At 29.8% G+C, this 20284-nt stretch carries 16 protein-coding genes; all 16 read right to left on the bottom strand.

Features of this window, described 5'->3' with window-relative positions; genetic code table 11:
- Nucleotides 1-9 precede the first annotated feature (9 nt).
- The gene (locus tag C4F50_RS22560) at nucleotides 10-1050 is read right to left on the bottom strand and encodes a WaaS/CpsH family glycosyltransferase (RefSeq protein WP_194140895.1); all 1041 of its coding nucleotides are present in this window, start codon (nucleotides 1048-1050) and stop codon (nucleotides 10-12) included.
- Nucleotides 1050-2183 carry an NAD-dependent epimerase/dehydratase family protein gene (locus C4F50_RS22555; protein WP_194140894.1) on the bottom strand — a complete coding sequence of 378 codons (1134 nt, stop codon included), beginning with the start codon at nucleotides 2181-2183 and terminating at the stop codon, nucleotides 1050-1052. The genes C4F50_RS22560 and C4F50_RS22555 overlap by 1 nt, the downstream gene beginning before the upstream one ends.
- A gap of 69 nt (nucleotides 2184-2252) precedes the next feature.
- Nucleotides 2253-3365 carry a glycosyltransferase family 4 protein gene (locus tag C4F50_RS22550; RefSeq protein WP_194140893.1) on the bottom strand — a complete coding sequence of 371 codons (1113 nt, stop codon included), beginning with the start codon at nucleotides 3363-3365 and terminating at the stop codon, nucleotides 2253-2255.
- Nucleotides 3331-4707 carry an O-antigen polymerase gene (locus C4F50_RS22545; RefSeq protein ID WP_194140892.1) on the bottom strand — a complete coding sequence of 459 codons (1377 nt, stop codon included), beginning with the start codon at nucleotides 4705-4707 and terminating at the stop codon, nucleotides 3331-3333. The genes C4F50_RS22550 and C4F50_RS22545 overlap by 35 nt, the downstream gene beginning before the upstream one ends.
- Complete coding sequence (locus C4F50_RS22540) at nucleotides 4697-5470, bottom strand: glycosyltransferase family 2 protein (RefSeq protein ID WP_194140891.1); 774 nt, start codon at nucleotides 5468-5470, stop codon at nucleotides 4697-4699. The genes C4F50_RS22545 and C4F50_RS22540 overlap by 11 nt, the downstream gene beginning before the upstream one ends.
- A 5-nt stretch (nucleotides 5471-5475) precedes the next feature.
- Complete coding sequence (locus tag C4F50_RS22535) at nucleotides 5476-6951, bottom strand: MATE family efflux transporter (RefSeq protein WP_194140890.1); 1476 nt, start codon at nucleotides 6949-6951, stop codon at nucleotides 5476-5478.
- A 22-nt stretch (nucleotides 6952-6973) separates the two neighbouring features.
- Nucleotides 6974-7633, bottom strand: a complete 660-nt coding sequence (locus C4F50_RS22530) for a hypothetical protein (protein WP_194140889.1) — start codon at nucleotides 7631-7633, stop codon at nucleotides 6974-6976.
- Between the two features lie 81 nt (nucleotides 7634-7714).
- The gene (locus tag C4F50_RS22525; RefSeq protein ID WP_194140888.1) at nucleotides 7715-8773 is read right to left on the bottom strand and encodes a GumC domain-containing protein; all 1059 of its coding nucleotides are present in this window, start codon (nucleotides 8771-8773) and stop codon (nucleotides 7715-7717) included.
- 6 nt (nucleotides 8774-8779) lie between these two features.
- Nucleotides 8780-11209 carry an SLBB domain-containing protein gene (locus tag C4F50_RS22520; protein WP_194140887.1) on the bottom strand — a complete coding sequence of 810 codons (2430 nt, stop codon included), beginning with the start codon at nucleotides 11207-11209 and terminating at the stop codon, nucleotides 8780-8782.
- A 4-nt stretch (nucleotides 11210-11213) separates the two neighbouring features.
- Nucleotides 11214-12260, bottom strand: a complete 1047-nt coding sequence (gene rfbB / locus C4F50_RS22515) for a dTDP-glucose 4,6-dehydratase (protein WP_194140886.1) — start codon at nucleotides 12258-12260, stop codon at nucleotides 11214-11216.
- A gap of 12 nt (nucleotides 12261-12272) precedes the next feature.
- Nucleotides 12273-13280: a mannose-1-phosphate guanylyltransferase gene (locus C4F50_RS22510; protein WP_194140885.1), complete on the bottom strand. Its 1008-nt coding sequence runs from the start codon at nucleotides 13278-13280 to the stop codon at nucleotides 12273-12275.
- A gap of 33 nt (nucleotides 13281-13313) precedes the next feature.
- The gene (locus tag C4F50_RS22505; RefSeq protein ID WP_194140884.1) at nucleotides 13314-14597 is read right to left on the bottom strand and encodes a nucleotide sugar dehydrogenase; all 1284 of its coding nucleotides are present in this window, start codon (nucleotides 14595-14597) and stop codon (nucleotides 13314-13316) included.
- 288 nt (nucleotides 14598-14885) lie between these two features.
- Entirely contained in the window at nucleotides 14886-15350 is a 465-nt protein-coding gene (locus C4F50_RS22500) for a UpxY family transcription antiterminator (RefSeq protein WP_194140883.1), read from the bottom strand.
- Between the two features lie 76 nt (nucleotides 15351-15426).
- Complete coding sequence (locus tag C4F50_RS22495) at nucleotides 15427-16818, bottom strand: UDP-glucose 6-dehydrogenase (RefSeq protein WP_194140882.1); 1392 nt, start codon at nucleotides 16816-16818, stop codon at nucleotides 15427-15429.
- A 34-nt stretch (nucleotides 16819-16852) separates the two neighbouring features.
- On the bottom strand, nucleotides 16853-17833 hold the full coding sequence (locus C4F50_RS22490; protein WP_194140881.1) for an SDR family oxidoreductase: 981 nt from the start codon (nucleotides 17831-17833) through the stop codon (nucleotides 16853-16855).
- A 6-nt stretch (nucleotides 17834-17839) separates the two neighbouring features.
- The gene (locus C4F50_RS22485; RefSeq protein ID WP_194140880.1) at nucleotides 17840-20281 is read right to left on the bottom strand and encodes a polysaccharide biosynthesis tyrosine autokinase; all 2442 of its coding nucleotides are present in this window, start codon (nucleotides 20279-20281) and stop codon (nucleotides 17840-17842) included.
- Nucleotides 20282-20284: the final 3 nt, after the last annotated feature.

Below are 20284 nucleotides of genomic sequence, written 5' to 3'. Positions count from 1 at the left end.
TTAATATTTTTAAACATAATCTTTGTTTATTTTCAACCAGTCAAATGATTTATCATCAAAAAACAATTCATTTAGCCATCCTGAAATAGACATCCTATCATATAGTTTTTGATCAATATCTTCAAAAGGCAGATTAAAAAAATTATATTCCAAAACAATATTTCCTCTATCTATGATATAAATATTATTTTCGTTATAAAAAGGATATCTTTTAATATCAAAATTTGTTGTTATAAGCTTTTTACCACTACCTAATGCCTCAAAAACTCGCATTGTAAGACCCCTCTGATTAGGATGGTTTATATCCAAAACGACTTTTGACTGCTTATATAATTCGATTATTTCTTGATGTTTTAAGCTAGTGAAAGAAATTTTATTGTATTTAAATTTCTTAAAAGATGAATCAAATAATTTAAAAAATAAAAACACTAATCGGCTAGGAGAATAATAAAATGCAAAACTTTTAAGCTTATTTTCATCGCACCATTTAGCTGTTTGCTCACTAATCACATATCGGTCAGAATGCGCAGTACCAATAAAAAGCAAATCATACTTTTGATCCTCCTCATTCTTTAGTTTATAATAGTCATCTGAAAAAAACAATGGTCTGAAACTAAGATTATAACTTTCTGCATCTTTAGAGTCAAATGTATATTTTCTATTGAAATTTTGTATAATATTAATTCCATTTGGATTGTTTTCAAAAGAATCAAAAGTATAGTATAACAAAACAATTTCAGGGTTTAGTACTTTTAATTTATCTATAAAATACTGTGGAACCACTTCTCCTTTTATTAAAAAGAAATAGTCATACTTTTCATTTTTAATTCTTTGTAAAATGCTATTGTAATAATTCGAAATTTTAACATTATATAAATCTCTTTTTAACCTAATTATTCCTTTACTAAATATTGAATTACTGGGTCTTTCATCATAATAATCTACAACAGCACCTAATGATCTTAACTTATCAGCAATAATATTTTCATAATTAAAAAGCTTAACAGAAAAAAAAAGTATCTTTTTATTTTTAAAATTTTTATTGTCCATTATTTAAACAAGCCTTTCTTTTTCATTTCATCTAGAGATACACTTAACTTATCTTCTTGAATTTCTTGTTGGAGTACCCAAGCTGAAAATTTTTGAATACCTTCCTTAAAAAACACTTTCGGTTCAAATCCTAAAAGCTTTTTAATTTTGCTTAAATCAGCAAAATTATGACGAATATCTCCTAATCTAAATCTACTTGTAATGGTAACTGGAACACTAATTCCATATGCCGTTATTAAAGAATTTGCCACTTCAAGAACGTTAATTGCTACGCCTGTTCCAACATTAAAAATTTCACCATTTGCTTCGTCTTTTTCAAGTCCCAAGATTGTTGCTTTCACTACATCATCTATAAAAACAAAGTCTCTACTTTCTTTACCATCCTCAAATATCTGAATTCCATTATTGTTTCTAATCTGGGTAGAAAAAATAGATAGAATACCCGTGTAAGGATTTGATAATGATTGCCCAGGACCGTATACATTCTGATATCTAAAAGCGACAGGTGCAATTCCAATTGTAGGGCAAACAGTCATAATTATTTGTTCTTGGTTCTGTTTGGTAATTCCATATACTGATGATGGATGAATTTTTGATGTTTCATCTGTTGGTAACAATTCAAGTATTTGATTGTCTCCATAAGTCAATTCAAAATTACCTTCCAGCATATCTTTTTCCTTTCTATGATCTGGATATACTATCCCTAATTCAGGATGTTTATATTTTCCCTCACCATAAATAGAACGAGATGAAGCCACAACAATTTTTTCAATCGAATTTTTAGTATTAGCTAAAATATCCAACATTATTGCTGTACCCTGTATATTTACCTCAGTATACTTTTCAATACAGTACATAGATTGACCAGTACCTGTTTCAGCTGCTAAATGAATAATTGCATGTTGGTTTTCGAGTGCTTTGACCCAGTCTTTTCTAGAGGTTACTGTACCATGAATAAAGGAAACTTTATCTTTTATACTTTTAAATAATGGAGATGTATTTTCAGGATCATCGCCATGTATTTGTTTTGAAAGGTTATCTAAAACTGTAATTCTATAACCTTTATCTATTAATTTAAGTGCTAAATTACTTCCTATAAAACCTGCGCCTCCTGTTATTAAAATATTTTTCATTTATTTGTTGTTTCTTAAAAATATACTTTTCTAATTTAAACTATTAAACCTATCATAAAACTAATCTTTTTAAGATTGAACTAAAGCTATTAATTCTTTTGCAGATTTGTCCCATGAAAATTCTTTTACTGTTTTTTTTCCATTTTCAATATATTTTTCACGTTTGTCGTTATTATCAATAAGCTCAATTAGTCCATCCTTTAATTCTTTTATATTTCCAGGTTCAAATAACGAAGCATTAAAAGTATTAAAAGCATATTCTCTTACGCCTCCAGAATCACTTGAGAGTATAACCATTCCACAATGTAATGCCTCAAGGGGTGGTAAACTAAAACCTTCCCAAAGTGAAGTTGAAATAAAAATATCTGATTTTTTAAATGTATTTGCTATTTCATAATCATCTTGCGGTCTTATTATAGTAAACTCATTTAGATCAAATCTTTCTAATTTATCTGTTGATATTAAAAATACATCTGATATTCTACTTTTAGTTTTATCAGGCAGATTCGACCACATTTCTAAAAAATCATCTAATTTTTTTAAAGGATGATCCCTAGCTATTAAACTTATTGAAAGTTTATCATCTATTTCTTTTTTCTCTCTTTGCAGATTATTAAAAATTTTTTTATCAACAGCAGGATGGATAATTACTTTTCGAACATCTCTTTGCTTACTAACTTCTACGAATTTTTTATATGTAAAACTTGAATTAAAAGCATACTTCAACTTCAACTTATAGTTCAATAATGTCAAAAGTTTGAATATTGAAAGAAAAAGTCTGTTTTTTAAAACAAATAAATCATCATAAATCCTATAATCATCCGCCTGAATGAATCTAACAATATTATTTTGATATTTTCTTGGAATTGTCCACAAAAAAACAGACAAAATTGGATCAGATATAATTATAGTTACGTCGCTACTTTTTAAAACATTAATAATATATTTAAATAGGAGATAACAATTAAAAAGCTTTTTATACATATTTGCTGCAAGCTTTCCAATGACTTTGATTTCTATATCTGCTTCAATTTTATAATGATTAATTTCTGCTGAATTATTTGGGTAAACAATTTCTAGTTTATGTGTCCCAAAACGAGAAATTGAATTTGATAATTCAACAAAAACTCTATTTCCGCCCCCATTTTTAAACTGAGGCGTTACAAATATTATTTTTTTCATAATTAAAAACGCCTATATTAAATAAAAAAACCGATAACGAAACTATTAACATACCGAAAGGAAATTGATGAATGGGAGCAAACATAGCCATCTGAATAAAAATAAAGAAAACTATAAAGCTATATTTAATATATAAAGATTTGTACAAGCCATAATAATATAGACTCTTCATCAAGTAAAAGCTAATTAAAATAAAAAACAATAGGCCGCCAAATGGACCAAAAATGCTTCCCATCATTAAAAAAACATTAAATGATTTTGATCCTAATGCCGAACCACTTTCGGTTGAATGTGATTTATCCCAATAATAGCCATTTCCAAAAACACCGCCTTTCAAAATGTTATTTACTGAAATATGATATGCCTCTATTCTCCCTTGGGCTGAATCATCCTGACCAGAAAATTTAAGCACAAAAAATGATGCAATGTCAGTTAATATAGGAATTAACATAATAAAAATTAAAACCAACAAAAAAATAAATGTTAATATAAATCTTGAAGAAACTATTCTTAAAAATATTTTTCTTTCTATAAAAAAAGTAAAAGTAAAAGTAAAAAATAAGTATATGATAAAAGCTAAATAGGTATTTCTTGTTACTGAAAACAAAAACCCTAATAAATAGAAAGGAACTAAATATAATAGCTTTAACATATTAGGAACCGTCAAGATTTTCAAAAATATTAATACCATTCCAAAAAAAATAAACTCACTATACCAAGTCGTTTCAGAGAAGAAAGCACTTGGTCTAATATTGAAATAATCCAATTGAAAATTTGAAATAAAAAGCAAATTTGTAAAAAATTGGAATATGCCCCAGAACATAATAAAAACTGTAATTGATATAATATAATCTAATATAAAATTATATTTTTTAATATTCTTTCTAAAAAAATGGTTCAATATTAAAATTAATCCAATGTAAAATACCCAATATTTTATATTGTTAATTTTTGATACAAAATCTTCTATTAATAGAAAATAAATTGACCATAAAAAGAGAACAAATCCAATAATATACTCAACAATGAATTTTCGTTTAAAAACAATTCGAAAATTAAGTAAAAACTCAAAAAAAGAAATTAGGTATATTATTATTAAATAGAAATACCATATTCTGATATTGTAATCTGAAAAATAAAATATTTCACTATCAAATGCCAATAAATAAATTGTTGCAAAAATTAATCCTCCTTTAATACCAAATTCTTTATAAGAAGAAGCGATTATTAGTAAAGAAAAAAAAACAGAAATAGGAAAGGCTAAAGAAAACCCTCCAAACAGCAATATAATGAGGTAAGAGAAAAAATTTAATAGAACAAACTTAACCGGATTATTCAACATTTTTTTTTCTGTTATGTATAAAATATATTTTACAATATCTTAAAAAATAAATGAAGCTGTCAAAAGGCAATTTGTGATAGTCTTTATTATTTTTTCTAAAATCAATTCGAACTCTCATTTCATCTTTAATTGAGGCGTAATAATTCGATGATAAATTATTTCCATCTAATCTGAAATCAGCAATATATTCATTTATTACAATAGGATCTCCATATTTTTTCCATAACCTCAAGAAAAAATCATAATCCATTGCATATTTATATTTTTGATTAAATTGAATATCCATGAAATTTTTCAAACGAACCATAGTCGATTGATGCCTAATTACATTTCTTATTATCATACCATTCCAAGAAATATTATGGTATGAATCTTTTCGAAAGATTTCGTCAGAACTATTCTGAAATCGTAGATATCCTGTAACCCAAGAGGTTGCAGAGTTCAATATTGATGCTTTTATAAGCTTTTCCACTGATTGATTATCCGTAAATGTATCATCAGCATGAAGATATAAAATCCAATCTCCAGTAGCCAATCTTGCTCCTTTATTCATAGCGTCAGAGAGTCCTTTATCGGGTTCTGAAATTGCAATATCGATTTTAGATTTGTACTTCTCAATTATATCTAATGTACCATCTGTTGAACCTCCATCAACTATTATATATTCAATATTTGAATATGTTTGATTGATAACACTCAAAATAGTCTTTTCTAAATAACGCATCCCGTTATAAACTACTGTAACTATCGAAATTTTCTCCATAAAAATTATTTATTCAAAACTTTGTTTATTATTGCACCAAAAAAATCATTTTTAAACACTAAATATCCTAAGACTAGACAATGAATAATAAGCAATAAGATTCCTGCATAAAGATCAAATTTTAACCAGACTAACATAATGCTTAATACTATAGAAAGTGATGAAAATAACTTTAAAATAAAATCTGACTTATTTATAGCGCTATTTTTTAAATTAAATTCTTTTTTGAATTTATATATAAGGAATTCTGAAGATATAATTATTGCAAAACTTATTGGTAAAACAACAAACTCATTAACCAGAAATTTACCAACCAAATAAAATAATGCTATATTAATGAAACTAGATAAAATATGTGAAATAATAATATTTTTAAGTTTCCCTAAACCCATTAATATTGAATATGCCCCACTTGCAATAATATTGCAGTGATAAGATAGACAGAGAAGAACTAAAATTGATAGGTATTGACTACCATTAGTTTTATCTAAGTAATTGACCAAAACAGAACTAAAACATATAAGACTGCTAAAAAGCAGAAAACTCAGCAGAGAAGCTCCTCTATTTATTTTTGCAAACATTCCCCCCACATCTAAGTTATTTTCTTCACTGCTTTTAGAGACTGAAGGAGTAATAACCTGAACCGCACTAACAATTAAAACTCTAATTTGTGTTACTGCTCTAGAAACTAGATCATAAATACCAACAGTAGAAAGATTAAAATATTTGTTTAAAAAATATTTTGTTATAGGATCAAAAATTAAAATTGATAAAGATATCGCTTGAAAACCCTGTCCATATGTCAAAAATAATTTTATGAATGATTTGTTATAATTCATAAAATCAAAATCAAAGAGATCAATTTTTTTGATAATTACAAATGCACATAAAAACAATAAAACTGATTGAATAAATTGGGCGAGTAAAATACCTTTTAATCCCAAAATGCGAACTAAAAAAACAGCAGCAAAACAAAAAACAATTGAACAAAAGATAATAATCTTATTTCTCACAAAAATTAATTGCAACCCATCAATCGCAGACAATAAAACCGATGTAATAAAATTTACAAAAAAAGTAAGTAATGAAATACGAAATAGAGTAACATATCGTAAATCAATTGTATTAACATTAAATAATAATTGCAAAATTTTATAAGAAAAAATATATCCGCAAATAACTAAAAATCCTCCGAAAAGTATATTAAAAATTAAACCATTAAATATAATTCCACTAAAGGATTCCTTATCGTTTTTTACACTGTAAATAGGCGTATATCTCAATACACAACCTGAAACTCCAGACCCAAAAACAGATATAGCTATTGGTAAGGATGTAATAATTGACCAAACACCGAGCTCAGTTTTGCCTAAGTTGTGAAGTATCTGATAGTATATTACAACATAGCATAAAGTAGATAAAATAATTTGAAATATCGAAAAAATACTGTTTTTAACAATTATACTTTTTATTTTAAACATTAAATAAATAAATTTTTAAAAGTTAAAATTTTCTTACCAATGACAATGATGACAAAAGTTTTTTTAAAAAGTTAATCATCTTTCTTTTTTTTGAATAATTAACTCCTGTAGATCCACTAATTCCAGTAATATATGGCAATATTGAAATTACATTTAATTTATTATGGTTTTGAAGTGCTAAAGCATAAGCGTGTTCTAAAAAAAAACCATCATAATCTTTAACCTTTAAATATTCATTTTTTAAAATTGATTTAAAAGAATTAAGATTGGCGAAATAAAAATTTGTAAAAACACAGCTAATTTTATTACTTTTCCAAAAAAAAGAGTAGGAGTGATCAAATGCAAAATCAATATTTTTTAAAGCGATAAATTTTTCAATATTTTCCACAAATAGCTTACCAGTTATTTTAAAAAAGTATTCGTGTTTTTTAATATATATGCTGTTATTTAATATATAATTCATGATCTCTCCTTCACCATATCCTTTTCCTAGTTCTTCTACTTTTTTTGTATCTCCTTTAAATGACAAAACTTCAACAACTTTACCCAATTCAAAAGCTAATGAAACTATTTGTTCAGAATAAACATAGCCAGAATTATCACAGATGATAATCGTTTCGAAATTAGATTCTATAATCCATCTTTTTAATGCTGCGACATGCAATTTTTCACGCTCTTTCACATCATCTAGTTTTACAAAAGAAGAAGACGGATTAATACAAGATGTAATAATTAAACAGGGGTTCATAATTTATTAATAAGGTTAATTAAAAATCTGTTTTATTATTAAAAATAAAATTGTCAAAAAACCAAACAATAATGCCCCTGTAATAATTCCTTTTATTTTTCCAAAATGTTCGACAGGTAATGGCAAAATTGGTCTATCAACAATTTGAATTAAAGGTGTTTCCTTGCGCAAGGTGACTTTAGCAATCTCCGATTGTTTAACTAACTCTGTCAAAATCGCTGTATTAGCTTGTACATCAACTTGTCGTCTAGCAGAAGGAGTACGACGAATATTAAGTGCTGGATTCAAACCAAAAGTATTATCATTGGCAATAGCAACACCTGTAATTGCTCCATTTAGTTCTCTTCTAATTGAATCTAACTGGAATTCTAGAATATCCATATTCATTCTAGCTTTCTTACTTTTCGTCTCAACATAAAATTCTGAAACTTGGCCTACTAATGCTTCACAAAAAGATTTTGAGAACTGTTCATCATTTGAAGCCACATCTATAGTTATTATAGCAATTTTTTTATCTTTCTGCGCTACAGATAAGTTCCCTTTTGAGATGTTCTGGTAAATCACTCCCAAAATACTATCCTGAACTCTAGTAAACACTAGCTTTTTATTATTTGGAATAAAATTTACTTGCTTAAGTTTAGAATCTCTATCCCAATTTTCACGCCAACCAGCATTTTGAATATACATTTCTGCTAATGAAATAACTTTACCATCTTTACTTACTGGTTTTAATAAAGTTTGTACCACCATTGTTCTTGATTTAAACAATTCTGTAAGGTTTGATCCTGTAAAAATACTTCCTCCGCTTCCTCCTAAATCTATTCCCAATGAGCTGGCTAACCCTAACGCACTACCTAATCCACCACCGCCTGCTTTTTCATCTTCCAGAGCAAATGATAATGTTGCTGTATAAACGGGCTTATTTGAAATAGAATATATTAACCCTAATAAAGCACCTAAAAAAATAGAAATAGCAATGACAATACTTTTTGAATATAAGTACTTAAGCCATTCTTTTGTTTTTTGTTTTAATTCCTTTAACGATATTTCATCGTTTTCTATAGATGTTTTCATTATTTTTTATTTAAAAGCAGTAACTATTAATAATGCTAGACTAGAAATTACGCTTCCAATACCAACCCATTCACCAGCAGTCATTTTCTTTCTTTCAGGTTTTTCGGGTACAACAATTTGTGAATCAGGCTCTACTTTTGGGTATGATCTAAAAAATAAAAATGAGGTTGTTACGTCTGCTTTTCCATTGGGATAAATTATATAAGCTTTACGTTTCCATCCTTTATTATCAACCCCCCCAACAGCATTTAGATAATATTTAAATCCTTTACCACTTCTGTAAGGAATTTCAGAAGTCAATAAAACATTCCCAGTAACTTTTACCCCTTCATTATAAATCGATACTTCGATTTCATCACCTGGAAACAAAGTAACATTTGAATAATGATTTTTATCTTTTACAATTTTTTCCCAGTTTACAGGAATTGTTGCATATTTTAACTCTTCCTTTAATTTCTTTGTTAATTTATCTTTTATAGTATCACTTTTTGCTAAATTTAAATCAATACTTTCTAACTTTTCTATTTCTTCTGCTTTAATCGGCCTCTTAATTTTCATTCCGTCAAGGTTAGCAATAGAAGTTAATCCTCCTGCTCTCATTACGACATTGTACACCGTTTCTTTTTTATTAGCTAAAACGTATTTCCCTGGATAACTCACTGCACCACTTATTGTTACCATTTGTGGCTTCTCATAAACTGCCATCCTTCTAATATTAATGACATCAAAAGGCTTTAACACAAAATTTTTAACCTGCTCATTATTATCCGCAGTAATTTCAAGTTCTACTAATTCAACTCTTTTTGGATCTGCATCATCAATTTCATCTGATTTAACCATTCTGGCAATCTCAACTCTTTTTGATGCTGAACCAGTCAAGCCTCCAACTTGTACAACCAAATCATTTAAAGTTAGATTTTCATAGTATTCATATTCTCCAGGATTTTTTACCTCTCCATCAATTGTAACTTTATATTCTTCTCTAAAATCTAAAATCGAATAAACCGTAACAATATCTTCTCTCTTCAATTCTATATCTGCGCTTAAATCTCCTGACAAGGCAGCCTCTAGATTAACATTAACAATTTCCGTAGTTAAATCTGTTTTCAGACGAATAATTCGCGCACGTTTACTGTAGGCATCTTCTTTTAATCCTTCTGCTCTTGTTATAAGATCAGAAACTCGCATCCCATCTGTATAAGAATAGTAATCTGGTCTAAAAACAGCTCCTTCTATTTTTATTCTATTTTCAAAACGATTTAAAATTTTTGTAATTCTAAAAACATCGCCTGATTGCAGTTGATAAGATTTATATTCGCTTTCATTAATATCATGAACTTTGAATTCCTTTCCTGTTTTTTGAATCACATTTACTGATGCTGTATATGCAAACTCATTAAATCCAGAAGCAAAATTTAATAAATCAGAAAATGATTCCCCTTTTTTCATTTCGAAGATTCCTGGGCGTTTTACTTCTCCTTCAACTGTAACTCTATGACTGTAGGCTGGAATTCTGACGACATCATTTTCTTTTAAAGCGACATTATCAGATTGATCTCCTTTTACTAGAAATCTATAAATGTCAATATTTTTATAAACTTTATTGTTTCTAATCAATTCTATATTTCTATAGCTGCCATTTTTCCCTGGACCGCCTGCTAGATGTAAAGCATTATATACTGTCGCAAGTGAAGAAATCGAATAATTCCCTGGCTGTTTTCCTCCTACAATGGTAACTTTAATCGTTCTAATTTTACTTAAACTTACACTTACCTGCGACTGACCGGCTCTAACTGTACTGTAAACTCTTGCAATAGCACTCTTAATTTTTTGAGTTGCCGCTTCAATTGACATTCCCGAAACTGTTATTTGCCCAACATAGTCAATAGTAACTTTCCCTTCAACACTTACTGGTAGATTTCCATTATACTCTTGCACTCCATAAACAGAAACCTGAAGTTCATCTCCAGGACCTAAAACGTAGTTGATTGGAGTAGCCATCTTTAAATCCGATTCAAAATTAAGAGTAGGATTATCAAATAGTTCTGATCCAAAAATAAGTGCGTTTGCAGAATCTTTTACTTTAACATTCTTAATGCTTTCTTGTTTTCTTCCAAATTCGGATTCTTTTTTTTCAGTTGTCTTCGCAGTAGTTTTAGTACCTACGCCATTTTTCTTTTCGTATTCTGTTAATTTTAATTTTAATTTATTAAAATTAGCCTGAGTCATTCCCTTTGACAATGCCATCGGTTCAACCTGATCTATGGTTGCATTATTACTTTTCAACTGTGCACTGATTTTAGCTAAATCATCATCTGATAAATAATCAACATTCACAGTACTTAAGTCTTTTGACTTCATTAAATCTTGTGCATTCACACTTAAAGACATACTAAGCGTAAAAAACAAGAAAAAAACATATGTGATTTTTTTCATAAATCTAAGAATATTGTTTTTGATAGTATTCTTTATAAGCTCCCGAAGTAACATTTTGCAGCCACTCTTCATTATTTAAATACCAATTAATTGTTTTTTCTAATCCTTCTTCGAAAGTAACAGAAGGTTTCCATCCTAATTCTTTATTGATTTTAGATGCATCAATTGCATAACGTAAATCATGACCAGGTCTGTCTTTTACATAAGTAATTAATTTCTCAGAATCACCCGCATGACGTCCTAATTTTTGATCCATAATCTGACACAGCAGTTTTACCAAATCAATATTTTTCCACTCGTTAAAACCTCCAATATTATAAGTCTCGTGATTTTTTCCTTTATGGAAAACCAAATCTATCGCAATAGCATGATCTTCAACAAAAAGCCAATCACGAGTATAATTCCCATCTCCATAAACCGGAAGAGGCCTATTGTTGATAATATTATTTATAAATAGAGGGATTAATTTTTCAGGAAAATGAAATGAACCATAATTGTTTGAGCAATTTGTTAAAACATAAGGCAGTCCATAAGTTTCTCCGTAAGCTCTTACAAAATGGTCTGAACTTGCTTTTGAAGCGGAATATGGTGAATTTGGATCGTATGGAGTTGTTTCGGTAAAAAGTCCTTCAGCTCCCAATGAGCCATAAACTTCATCAGTACTAATGTGATAGAATCTTTTCCCTTTAAAATTATTTTTCCACTGATTCTTTGCTGCATTCAAAAGATTCACTGTTCCGATAATATTTGTTTTTACAAATGCTAAAGGATCTTCAATAGAACGATCAACATGAGATTCAGCTGCTAAGTGTAAAACTCCATCAAAGTCATGAAGATTAAATAATTCGCTGATGAAAGCTTCATCTACAATATCACCTTTTACAAAAGTATAATTTGATTTATTTTCAATATCTTTTATATTCTCCAGATTTCCTGCATATGTTAAAGCGTCCAGATTAAAGATATGATATTCAGGATATTTATTTACAAAACGTCTTACAACATGTGAACCTATAAAACCAGCTCCCCCAGTTATTAGAATTTTTTTCATTTAAGTTTAATTTTAATTTAGTAATTCTGAGTTTATTTTCTCTAATTCGCTGTAAATATCCTTTACATCCTGCGAATTTTCTTTTTGTAAAATTAAATTAGCTGAATCAGTATAAACAAAAATAGTGTTTTTTACACCTAAAAAGGTGGTGTGCTTATCGCAGCCAATCACCATATTGCCATTGGCATCTACTGGATGTCCTTTTGCAGCCAAATAATCGTAAACTGATTCAAAAGATCCCAGATCTGACCATGAAAATGATGCTGGAACCACTTTTATCTTTTTACTGCGTTCCATTACGGCGTAATCAATACTTATTGATGGAATTTCCATTGATAAATCGAAGTCTAAAAAACCATCTTTACTTGCTTCCCAAACTCTTTTTGATTTTTCATAAACATCTGGTTGAAATTGCTTCAATTCTTCTAAAAGAACACTAGCTTTAAAGCAAAACATACCACTGTTCCATAAAAAATTACCTTTTGCAATAAATTCTTTTGCTGTGGTTTCATTAGGTTTTTCACGGAATGAAATTACTTTATCACCTTTTGCTTCAATGTACCCATAACCAGTTTCTGGTTTTGTTGGAATAACTCCAAAAGTTACAATAAAACCATCATTAGCTTTTGAAACTGCCTCGCTTATTGCTTGGTTATAATTTTCCATTAAATCAATAATATGATCCGAAGGTGTAATAATCAATATATCATCTGGTTCTGACGCAAATGCTGCAAAAGCAATAGCCGCTGCTGTGTTTCTAGGTGTTGCTTCCACAATATTGATGTAGGAAGTATTGGTTTTATCCATTACATCACCACTTAACTGATGATTGTCAATATTTCCAACCACCATTACCTTATCAGCCAAATGACTATTTCTTTCAACTGTCATCTCAAATAAAGATTTTCCGTCAAATATCTCAAGATATTGTTTTGGTCTGCTTTTACGCGAAAGCGGCCAAAGACGACTCCCAACTCCTCCAGTAAGAATAACGTGTGTTACTGATTTATCTAAACTCATATATTTACTAAATAGAAAAAAGAAATTTTGAACCTAAAGCCTGTTATCCGCTATAGATCCTAAAACTCCTTTTATATCATAAATTAAACTTTTTTCTTTTTGCAAAATTGGAAAATCTAATTCTAAAAATTTTGAATGGGAAACTCCTAGCACTATCGCATCAAATTTATTTTCAGGAACAGTGTTTAATGTTATTAAATTATATTCTTTTTTTACATCTTTCGCATTTGCTAGCGGATCAAAAATTGTTACAGCTATTCCGTAATCCTTTAATGCTTTTACGACATCAACTATTTTTGTATTTCTTACATCTGGACAGTTTTCTTTAAAGGTAATTCCAAGCATTAAAAGATGTGCGCCATTAACTGAAATTCCTTTTTTGATCATCAACTTGACAATTTGTGAAGCAACGTATTCTCCCATACTGTCATTTAAACGTCTTCCTGCCAGAATTATTTCTGGGTGATAACCAAACTCTTGTGCTCTCTGTGCCAAATAATAAGGATCTACACCAATACAATGCCCACCAACAAGTCCAGGTTTAAAAGGCAAAAAATTCCATTTTGTTGCAGCTGCGTTTAATACTTCTTGTGTATCAATATTCATTAAATTGAATATTTTTGCCAATTCATTTACAAAAGCAATATTGATATCTCTTTGTGAATTTTCAATAACTTTTGCTGCTTCAGCTACTTTTATAGTTGGTGCGAGATAAGTTCCCGCTGTAATAACTGATTTATATAATGAATCTACTTTTAAACCTATTTCAGGCGTTGATCCTGAAGTAACTTTTAAAATTTTTTCTACTGTATGTTCTTTATCTCCCGGATTTATCCTCTCCGGTGAATATCCTGCAAAAAAATCTTCATTAAATGTAAGTCCTGAAACTCTTTCTAAAACTGGTACGCATTGCTCTTCAGTTACTCCAGGATATACAGTCGACTCGTAAATAACAATATCTCCTTTTTTCAAGACTTTACCCACTGTTTCACTAGACTTGTACAAAGGTGTCAGATCTGGACGATTATTTTTGTCAACAGGTGTAGGAACAGTAACAATATAATAATTACAATCTTCAATATCTTTAATAGAGTAAGTACAAAACAAACCTGTTTTTGTAGTAGAATCACTTACTAAAACTTCATTTAAAATAGCTGTTTCAACTTCTAAAGTACTATCAATTCCAGACTTTAAAGAAGCAACTCTTGATTCATTTATATCAAATCCAACAACTGAATATTTTGTAGCAAATAATCGAGCCAAAGGCAGTCCAACATAACCTAGCCCAATCACTGCAATTTTTATATCTTTTTTCAAATTCAATTCTCTTTTTAATTTACTCAATTACGTCAATTCACGGCTTCGCCCTTCCGAGTCACACAACAGTAACACAGATACCTAAAATTAATCATTTCGGCAAATATAGCACAATAAGTCTAGTAATTCAATACGCTTTCCCGTAATGGTCAAAAAACAACTGATCTTTAAAACATCAATCATTACAACTTACTATCAATCAGCCTGTAAAAATTTACTTTATAAAAAAACAGAAGAAAATTTTCCAAAAAAGGCTATTTTCTTCTGTTTTTTACTTTTATATTTTATTTATTTATATTTTATTTTCAAGACACAGCCTAATGTTTCTAATACAAGAATATAATAATTGCTAGAGACTTCTTGAACGATTGCTCTCTGATTGGCAAATGCTCCAGATTCTAATGTAATTTTATCACCTACTTGAATTGGTGAAACAGAAACCTCACTTATATTAGGAGCTTTTAAACTTGTTTTTATAATTTCAATTTCTTGATCTTTTACAACCGCAGGTTTTCCTAACCAAAATAAATATCTAACTACACCAGCAACTTGAAAAACACTGTTTCTTTCAGCTTCATTTAAATGAACAAATACATAAGAATTAAAAAGCGGCACTTCGACTTTCTTCTTACGGTCTGACCATTGCTTTAACTGTATAATTAAAGGACAGTAACAATCAATTCCCAACTGAATCAGTTTTTCCGCAACCTTCTTTTCCCATTTAGGTTTTGTGTATACAACATACCAATTCATATCCTTCAATTTAAATTGAATAAAAAACTTTAATCTTATTCTATTCTTTCATCTTTTATGAAATTCATGGTATTAATTAAGAACCAATTCTATTGTAAACAAAACCAATAGCTTCTAATTCTTTAGGGTTTAATATATTTCTTCCATCAAAAACAAATGCTGGTTTATGCATTGAATCATAAATCTTTTTCCAGTCATAAGTGGTAAATTCATCCCATTCTGTCAAAATTGCAACAGCGTGAGCTCCTTTACAAGCTTCATAAGCATTATCAAACGCATTTAAATAATCTTTATTATCTGCACTTGGTCTTGTTTCTAAATAATCTAAATCATTCAGCATTTTATTTTTGGAAACTTTCGGGTCATAAACAGCAATTTTTGCCTGCTCATTAATCAAATCGTCTGCGACATATATAGCTGCCGATTCACGGGTATCATTTGTATCTTTTTTGAAAGCCCAGCCTAAAAAAGCAATTTTTTTATCGGCTACTGTATTGTATAATGTTTGGACAATTTTATTAGAAAATCTTCTTTTCTGATGATCGTTCATAATAATAACCTGCTCCCAATAATCAGCCACTTCATTTAAACCGTAAGTTTTTGCAATGTAAACTAAGTTCAAAATATCTTTCTGAAAACAAGAACCTCCAAATCCAACAGAAGCTTTAAGAAACTTTGGACCTATTCGGCTATCCATTCCAATAGCTCTTGCTACCTCACTAACATCAGCACCCGTTTTTTCACACAATTCAGACATCGCATTTATTGAGGAAATTCGCTGTGCTAAAAAAGCATTTGCTGTTAATTTTGATAATTCTGAAGACCAAACATTTGTTGTTAAAATTCTATCTTTAGTTACCCAATTTGCATAAACATCAACCAAAGCATTAATAGCCGTTTCTCCTTCTGGAGTTGTATCACCGCCAATTAAAATACGATCAGGATTAAGTAAATCTGTAACGGCAGTTCCCTCTGCTAAAAACTCTGGATTAGATAATATTTGAAATTGAACGCCATTTCCCGTATTATCTAATATGCTTTTAATTGCTTCGGCCGTACGTACAGGCAAGGTCGATTTCTCAACTACAATCTTATTTTGTTTTGCTACTCTGGCAATTTGTCTTGCACATAATTCTATATATTTCAAATCAGCAGCCATACCTTTACCTTTTCCGTAAGTTTTGGTTGGCGTATTAACCGATATAAAAATCATTTCTGCTTCATCTATCGCTTTATCAACTTCTGTAGAAAAAAATAAATTTCGACCTCTAGCCTCAGCAACTATTTCTGACAATCCTGGTTCATAAATCGGAATATTATCTGTATTTGGATCATTCCAATCTTTGATTCGCTGCTCATTCAAATCGACAACCGTAACCTTAATATCTGGACATTTCTGAGCTATTACTGCCATAGTTGGACCTCCCACATAACCAGCACCAATACAGCAAATCTTTGTAATTTTCATTTATATAACTATTATCTTGATCGTTTAATTTTAACTATTTTAAATTCTTCCAATACCAGCTTATCGCTTCTTTTAGCCCTTCTTGCAAAGAATATTTTGGTTCGTATCCTAAATTTGTTTTTGCTTTTTCTATTGAAGCTAATGAATGCGGAATATCTCCAGCACGATTTTCTCCATGTATCACAGGTACGTCTGCAATTTTTGAGTCAAACTCAGACAAGTATTCTTTGAGATAGCCAACCAGATCATTCAGAGTATTTCGATCTCCAAAAGCGGTATTGTAAACTGTGTTAACAGCTTCCTTGTTCTGGCAGTTCATTGCAAGTTCATTCATTTGAATTACATTATCAATATAAGTAAAATCACGAGAATGATTTCCATCACCATTTATTACAGGACTTTCATATTTTATTAATTGCGAAACAAACTTAGGAATTACAGCAGCGTAAGCTCCATTAGGATCTTGCTTTCTTCCAAAAACATTAAAATATCGCAATCCAATGGTCTCAATTCCATATGTATTACTAAAAATCTCCGCATAGAGTTCGTTCACATACTTTGTAATAGCATACGGAGACAACGGCTTGCCAATGACTTCTTCTACTTTTGGCAGACCTTGAGAATCTCCATATGTAGAAGAACTAGCCGCATATATAAAACGTTTTACTTTTGCGTCTCTTGCTGCAACCAGCATATTCAAAAAACCAGAAACATTTACATCGTTTGTTGTAATTGGATCATTTATAGATCTTGGAACTGATCCAAGCGCTGCCTGATGCAGCACAAAATCTACTCCCTCCACAGCAGTATTGCAATCCGAAATATTTCTTATGTCTCCTTCAATCAATTTAAAATTAGGATGACTAATAAAGTCTTTTAAATTATGACGATGTCCAGTTGAAAAGTTATCCAGACAAATTACTTTATCACCTTTCTGCAAAAAGTACTCAGATAAATTTGAACCGATAAAACCTGCTCCACCAGTAATTAAAATTGTATTTTTTGCTTTATCCATAATTATTTAATCTTTTTTAATTTTACTAAAAAGGGTTTTCCAAAAGCCTTTTTTTACTTCTTCTTCATGATAGCCGTTTGAATAAGCTCCATAACCGTATCCGTAAGCAGCACCATATTTTGCTTTATTCTGATAACCATTTAGAACAATACTTGCATTATTCAATTCCCCTCGCTTAACTCTGTTATTCAACAACGTTATCATATCTTTTTTAGTGTAATTCTGTCTCACAATATATAATGTCACATCTGCAAACTGAACTAATTCTAATGCATCTGCAACCAAACCTACTGGAGGAGTATCTAATATAATATAGTCGTACTTATGTTTAAGCTCATTAATCAACTCTGACATTGCATCGCTTAAAATCAATTCTGAAGGATTTGGAGGAATTGGACCCGAAAGAATTACGTCGAGATTTGCTATTGGAGTCTTATTGGTAATTTCTTCTAAACTATTTTGTCTAATCAAATAATTTACAACTCCTAGAGGAGTAGTTAATTTAAACTCATCTGCTAATCTAGGTTTTCTTAAATCTAAACCAACAATAACTGTTTTCTTTTCGCTTAATGCAAATACTGTCGCAATATTTATAGAGCAAAATGTTTTTCCTTCTCCACTAATAGAAGAAGTTATCATTAAAGTTTTAGAACCACTCAACTGCTGTTTTTTGTACAAAAACTGAAGAGAAGAACGTATTCCTCTAAACGCTTCTGAAAGAGCTGACTTAGGCTTATCAAATACCGCAAGGCTAACTACGTCTTTATTTACACCCACAACCCCAATAATTGGGATTTGAGTTAATTTGGCAATATCATCTGTGTTTTGAATCGAGTTATTAATAAAAAATATTCCAAATACAAACAATAGCGGAATTAATATACCTAAAAACAACGCCATAACATAATTAACTGATGTTTTTGGCCCGATTAAGCCTCCTCCTACATCTTTTGCTGGATCGATAAAGTGTATATCTGATAAGTTAGAAGCTTTTACAATTTCTGCTTCGTTTCTTTTTTGCAAAAATTCACTGTAAATATTATCATTTAAATCATACTTTCTTTTGATCTTCAATAACTCTTGTTGTTCTTGAGGTAATTTTCTAACTGCACTTTCAGCTTGTCCAATTTTCGAATTCACTAATGACAAATCATATAACAACGAAGCTTTTGCCGAATTAATATTTTCTAAAAGAACATTCTTTAGGGCAACCATTTGATTATCAAAATCCCTAAATATTTTTTCACTTTTTACAGCATAAGCCATTTCCGATCTTTGAGTAGACAGCGCTATTAGCTTACTTACGCTCGATACAATATTAGGATCTTCTATTCCAGCTACTGAAGGAGCTGGTAATCTTGAATAATCATTACTATTATTTAAATAGGATTTTAACGAATTGTAATAAGCTATCTTTCTAGTAACCTGATCTTTTTCTACATCAAACCCCATTATTTTATTTGAAACTCCCGCTCCGCCTTGTTCTATCTCATAAATATTTTTATCCTTCTGAAACGACTTTAATTCGTTACCTGTTTGTTTTATTTGAGATTCCATTGCCACTAATGTGCTATCAATAAAACGAATAGTATTCGTAGCAAATTGATTTTTACCATCAAGCTGTATTTTAATAAGCATCTTTACGGTCGAATTCAGATAATCGACCATTCTATATTTATTAGTTCCCTGCATTGACAAAGTTAATATAGAACCACTGCCTTTATCTCCATCAATATTTAAGCCTTTATACCTTGAAACTGTTCCGTCAAAATCATTAAATTTTACGAAATATTCTTTTCCGATATAACTACCAGGATTATCAGTTATCTGTAATTTCCAATTTAAAAAAGGCATTACTACACGTTCGCCTACTTTAAATCTTCTAATTAGATTTGCAGGTTGTACTGAAACTGGTGCGTAGGTGTTGGTGCTGTAGGTAATTGTTGAAACCGAATTGTTTTCAAATAAGATTTGAATCTGATACTCATTTGCACTTAAAAACTTAATTCCTATTAATGCATTTGCAATCTGCGGTTTCGTTTTATCAATTTCAACATAAAAAGGAACCTGACCGTATGAATCAATTAGGTTGTATTTACCCTGTTGCAGGTAATCGATATAAAATTGTAGTTTATCTACTACCCTTTCGTTATGAGACCTTGATTGTAAAATAGTAGATATTCCATTTACTTGGTCCGAAATCCCTCCCCAATTAAAAACTAAACTAGTATTGGAAGTAAAAAAAGGGTTACTTTCTTCTTTTATAGAAATCATAGTCTGCATTGCGTAAATTTTTTCTTTACGAATGTTTACTTGATAGGCAATTGTAAATGTTATAATTAAACTAATTAAAAACCATTTCCAATAACTAAGAATTTTCATCAGAAAACCTTTAAAATCAAAATTGGAATGATTTTCAAAAATCGAGAAATCTTTTATATCTAACATCTT

Source organism: Flavobacterium hungaricum (assembly GCF_015182285.1).
GTDB classification, from domain to species: domain Bacteria; phylum Bacteroidota; class Bacteroidia; order Flavobacteriales; family Flavobacteriaceae; genus Flavobacterium; species Flavobacterium hungaricum.
Note: the sequence above shows the minus strand (reverse complement) of the source record. Positions and strands in the feature narration are given on the sequence as shown.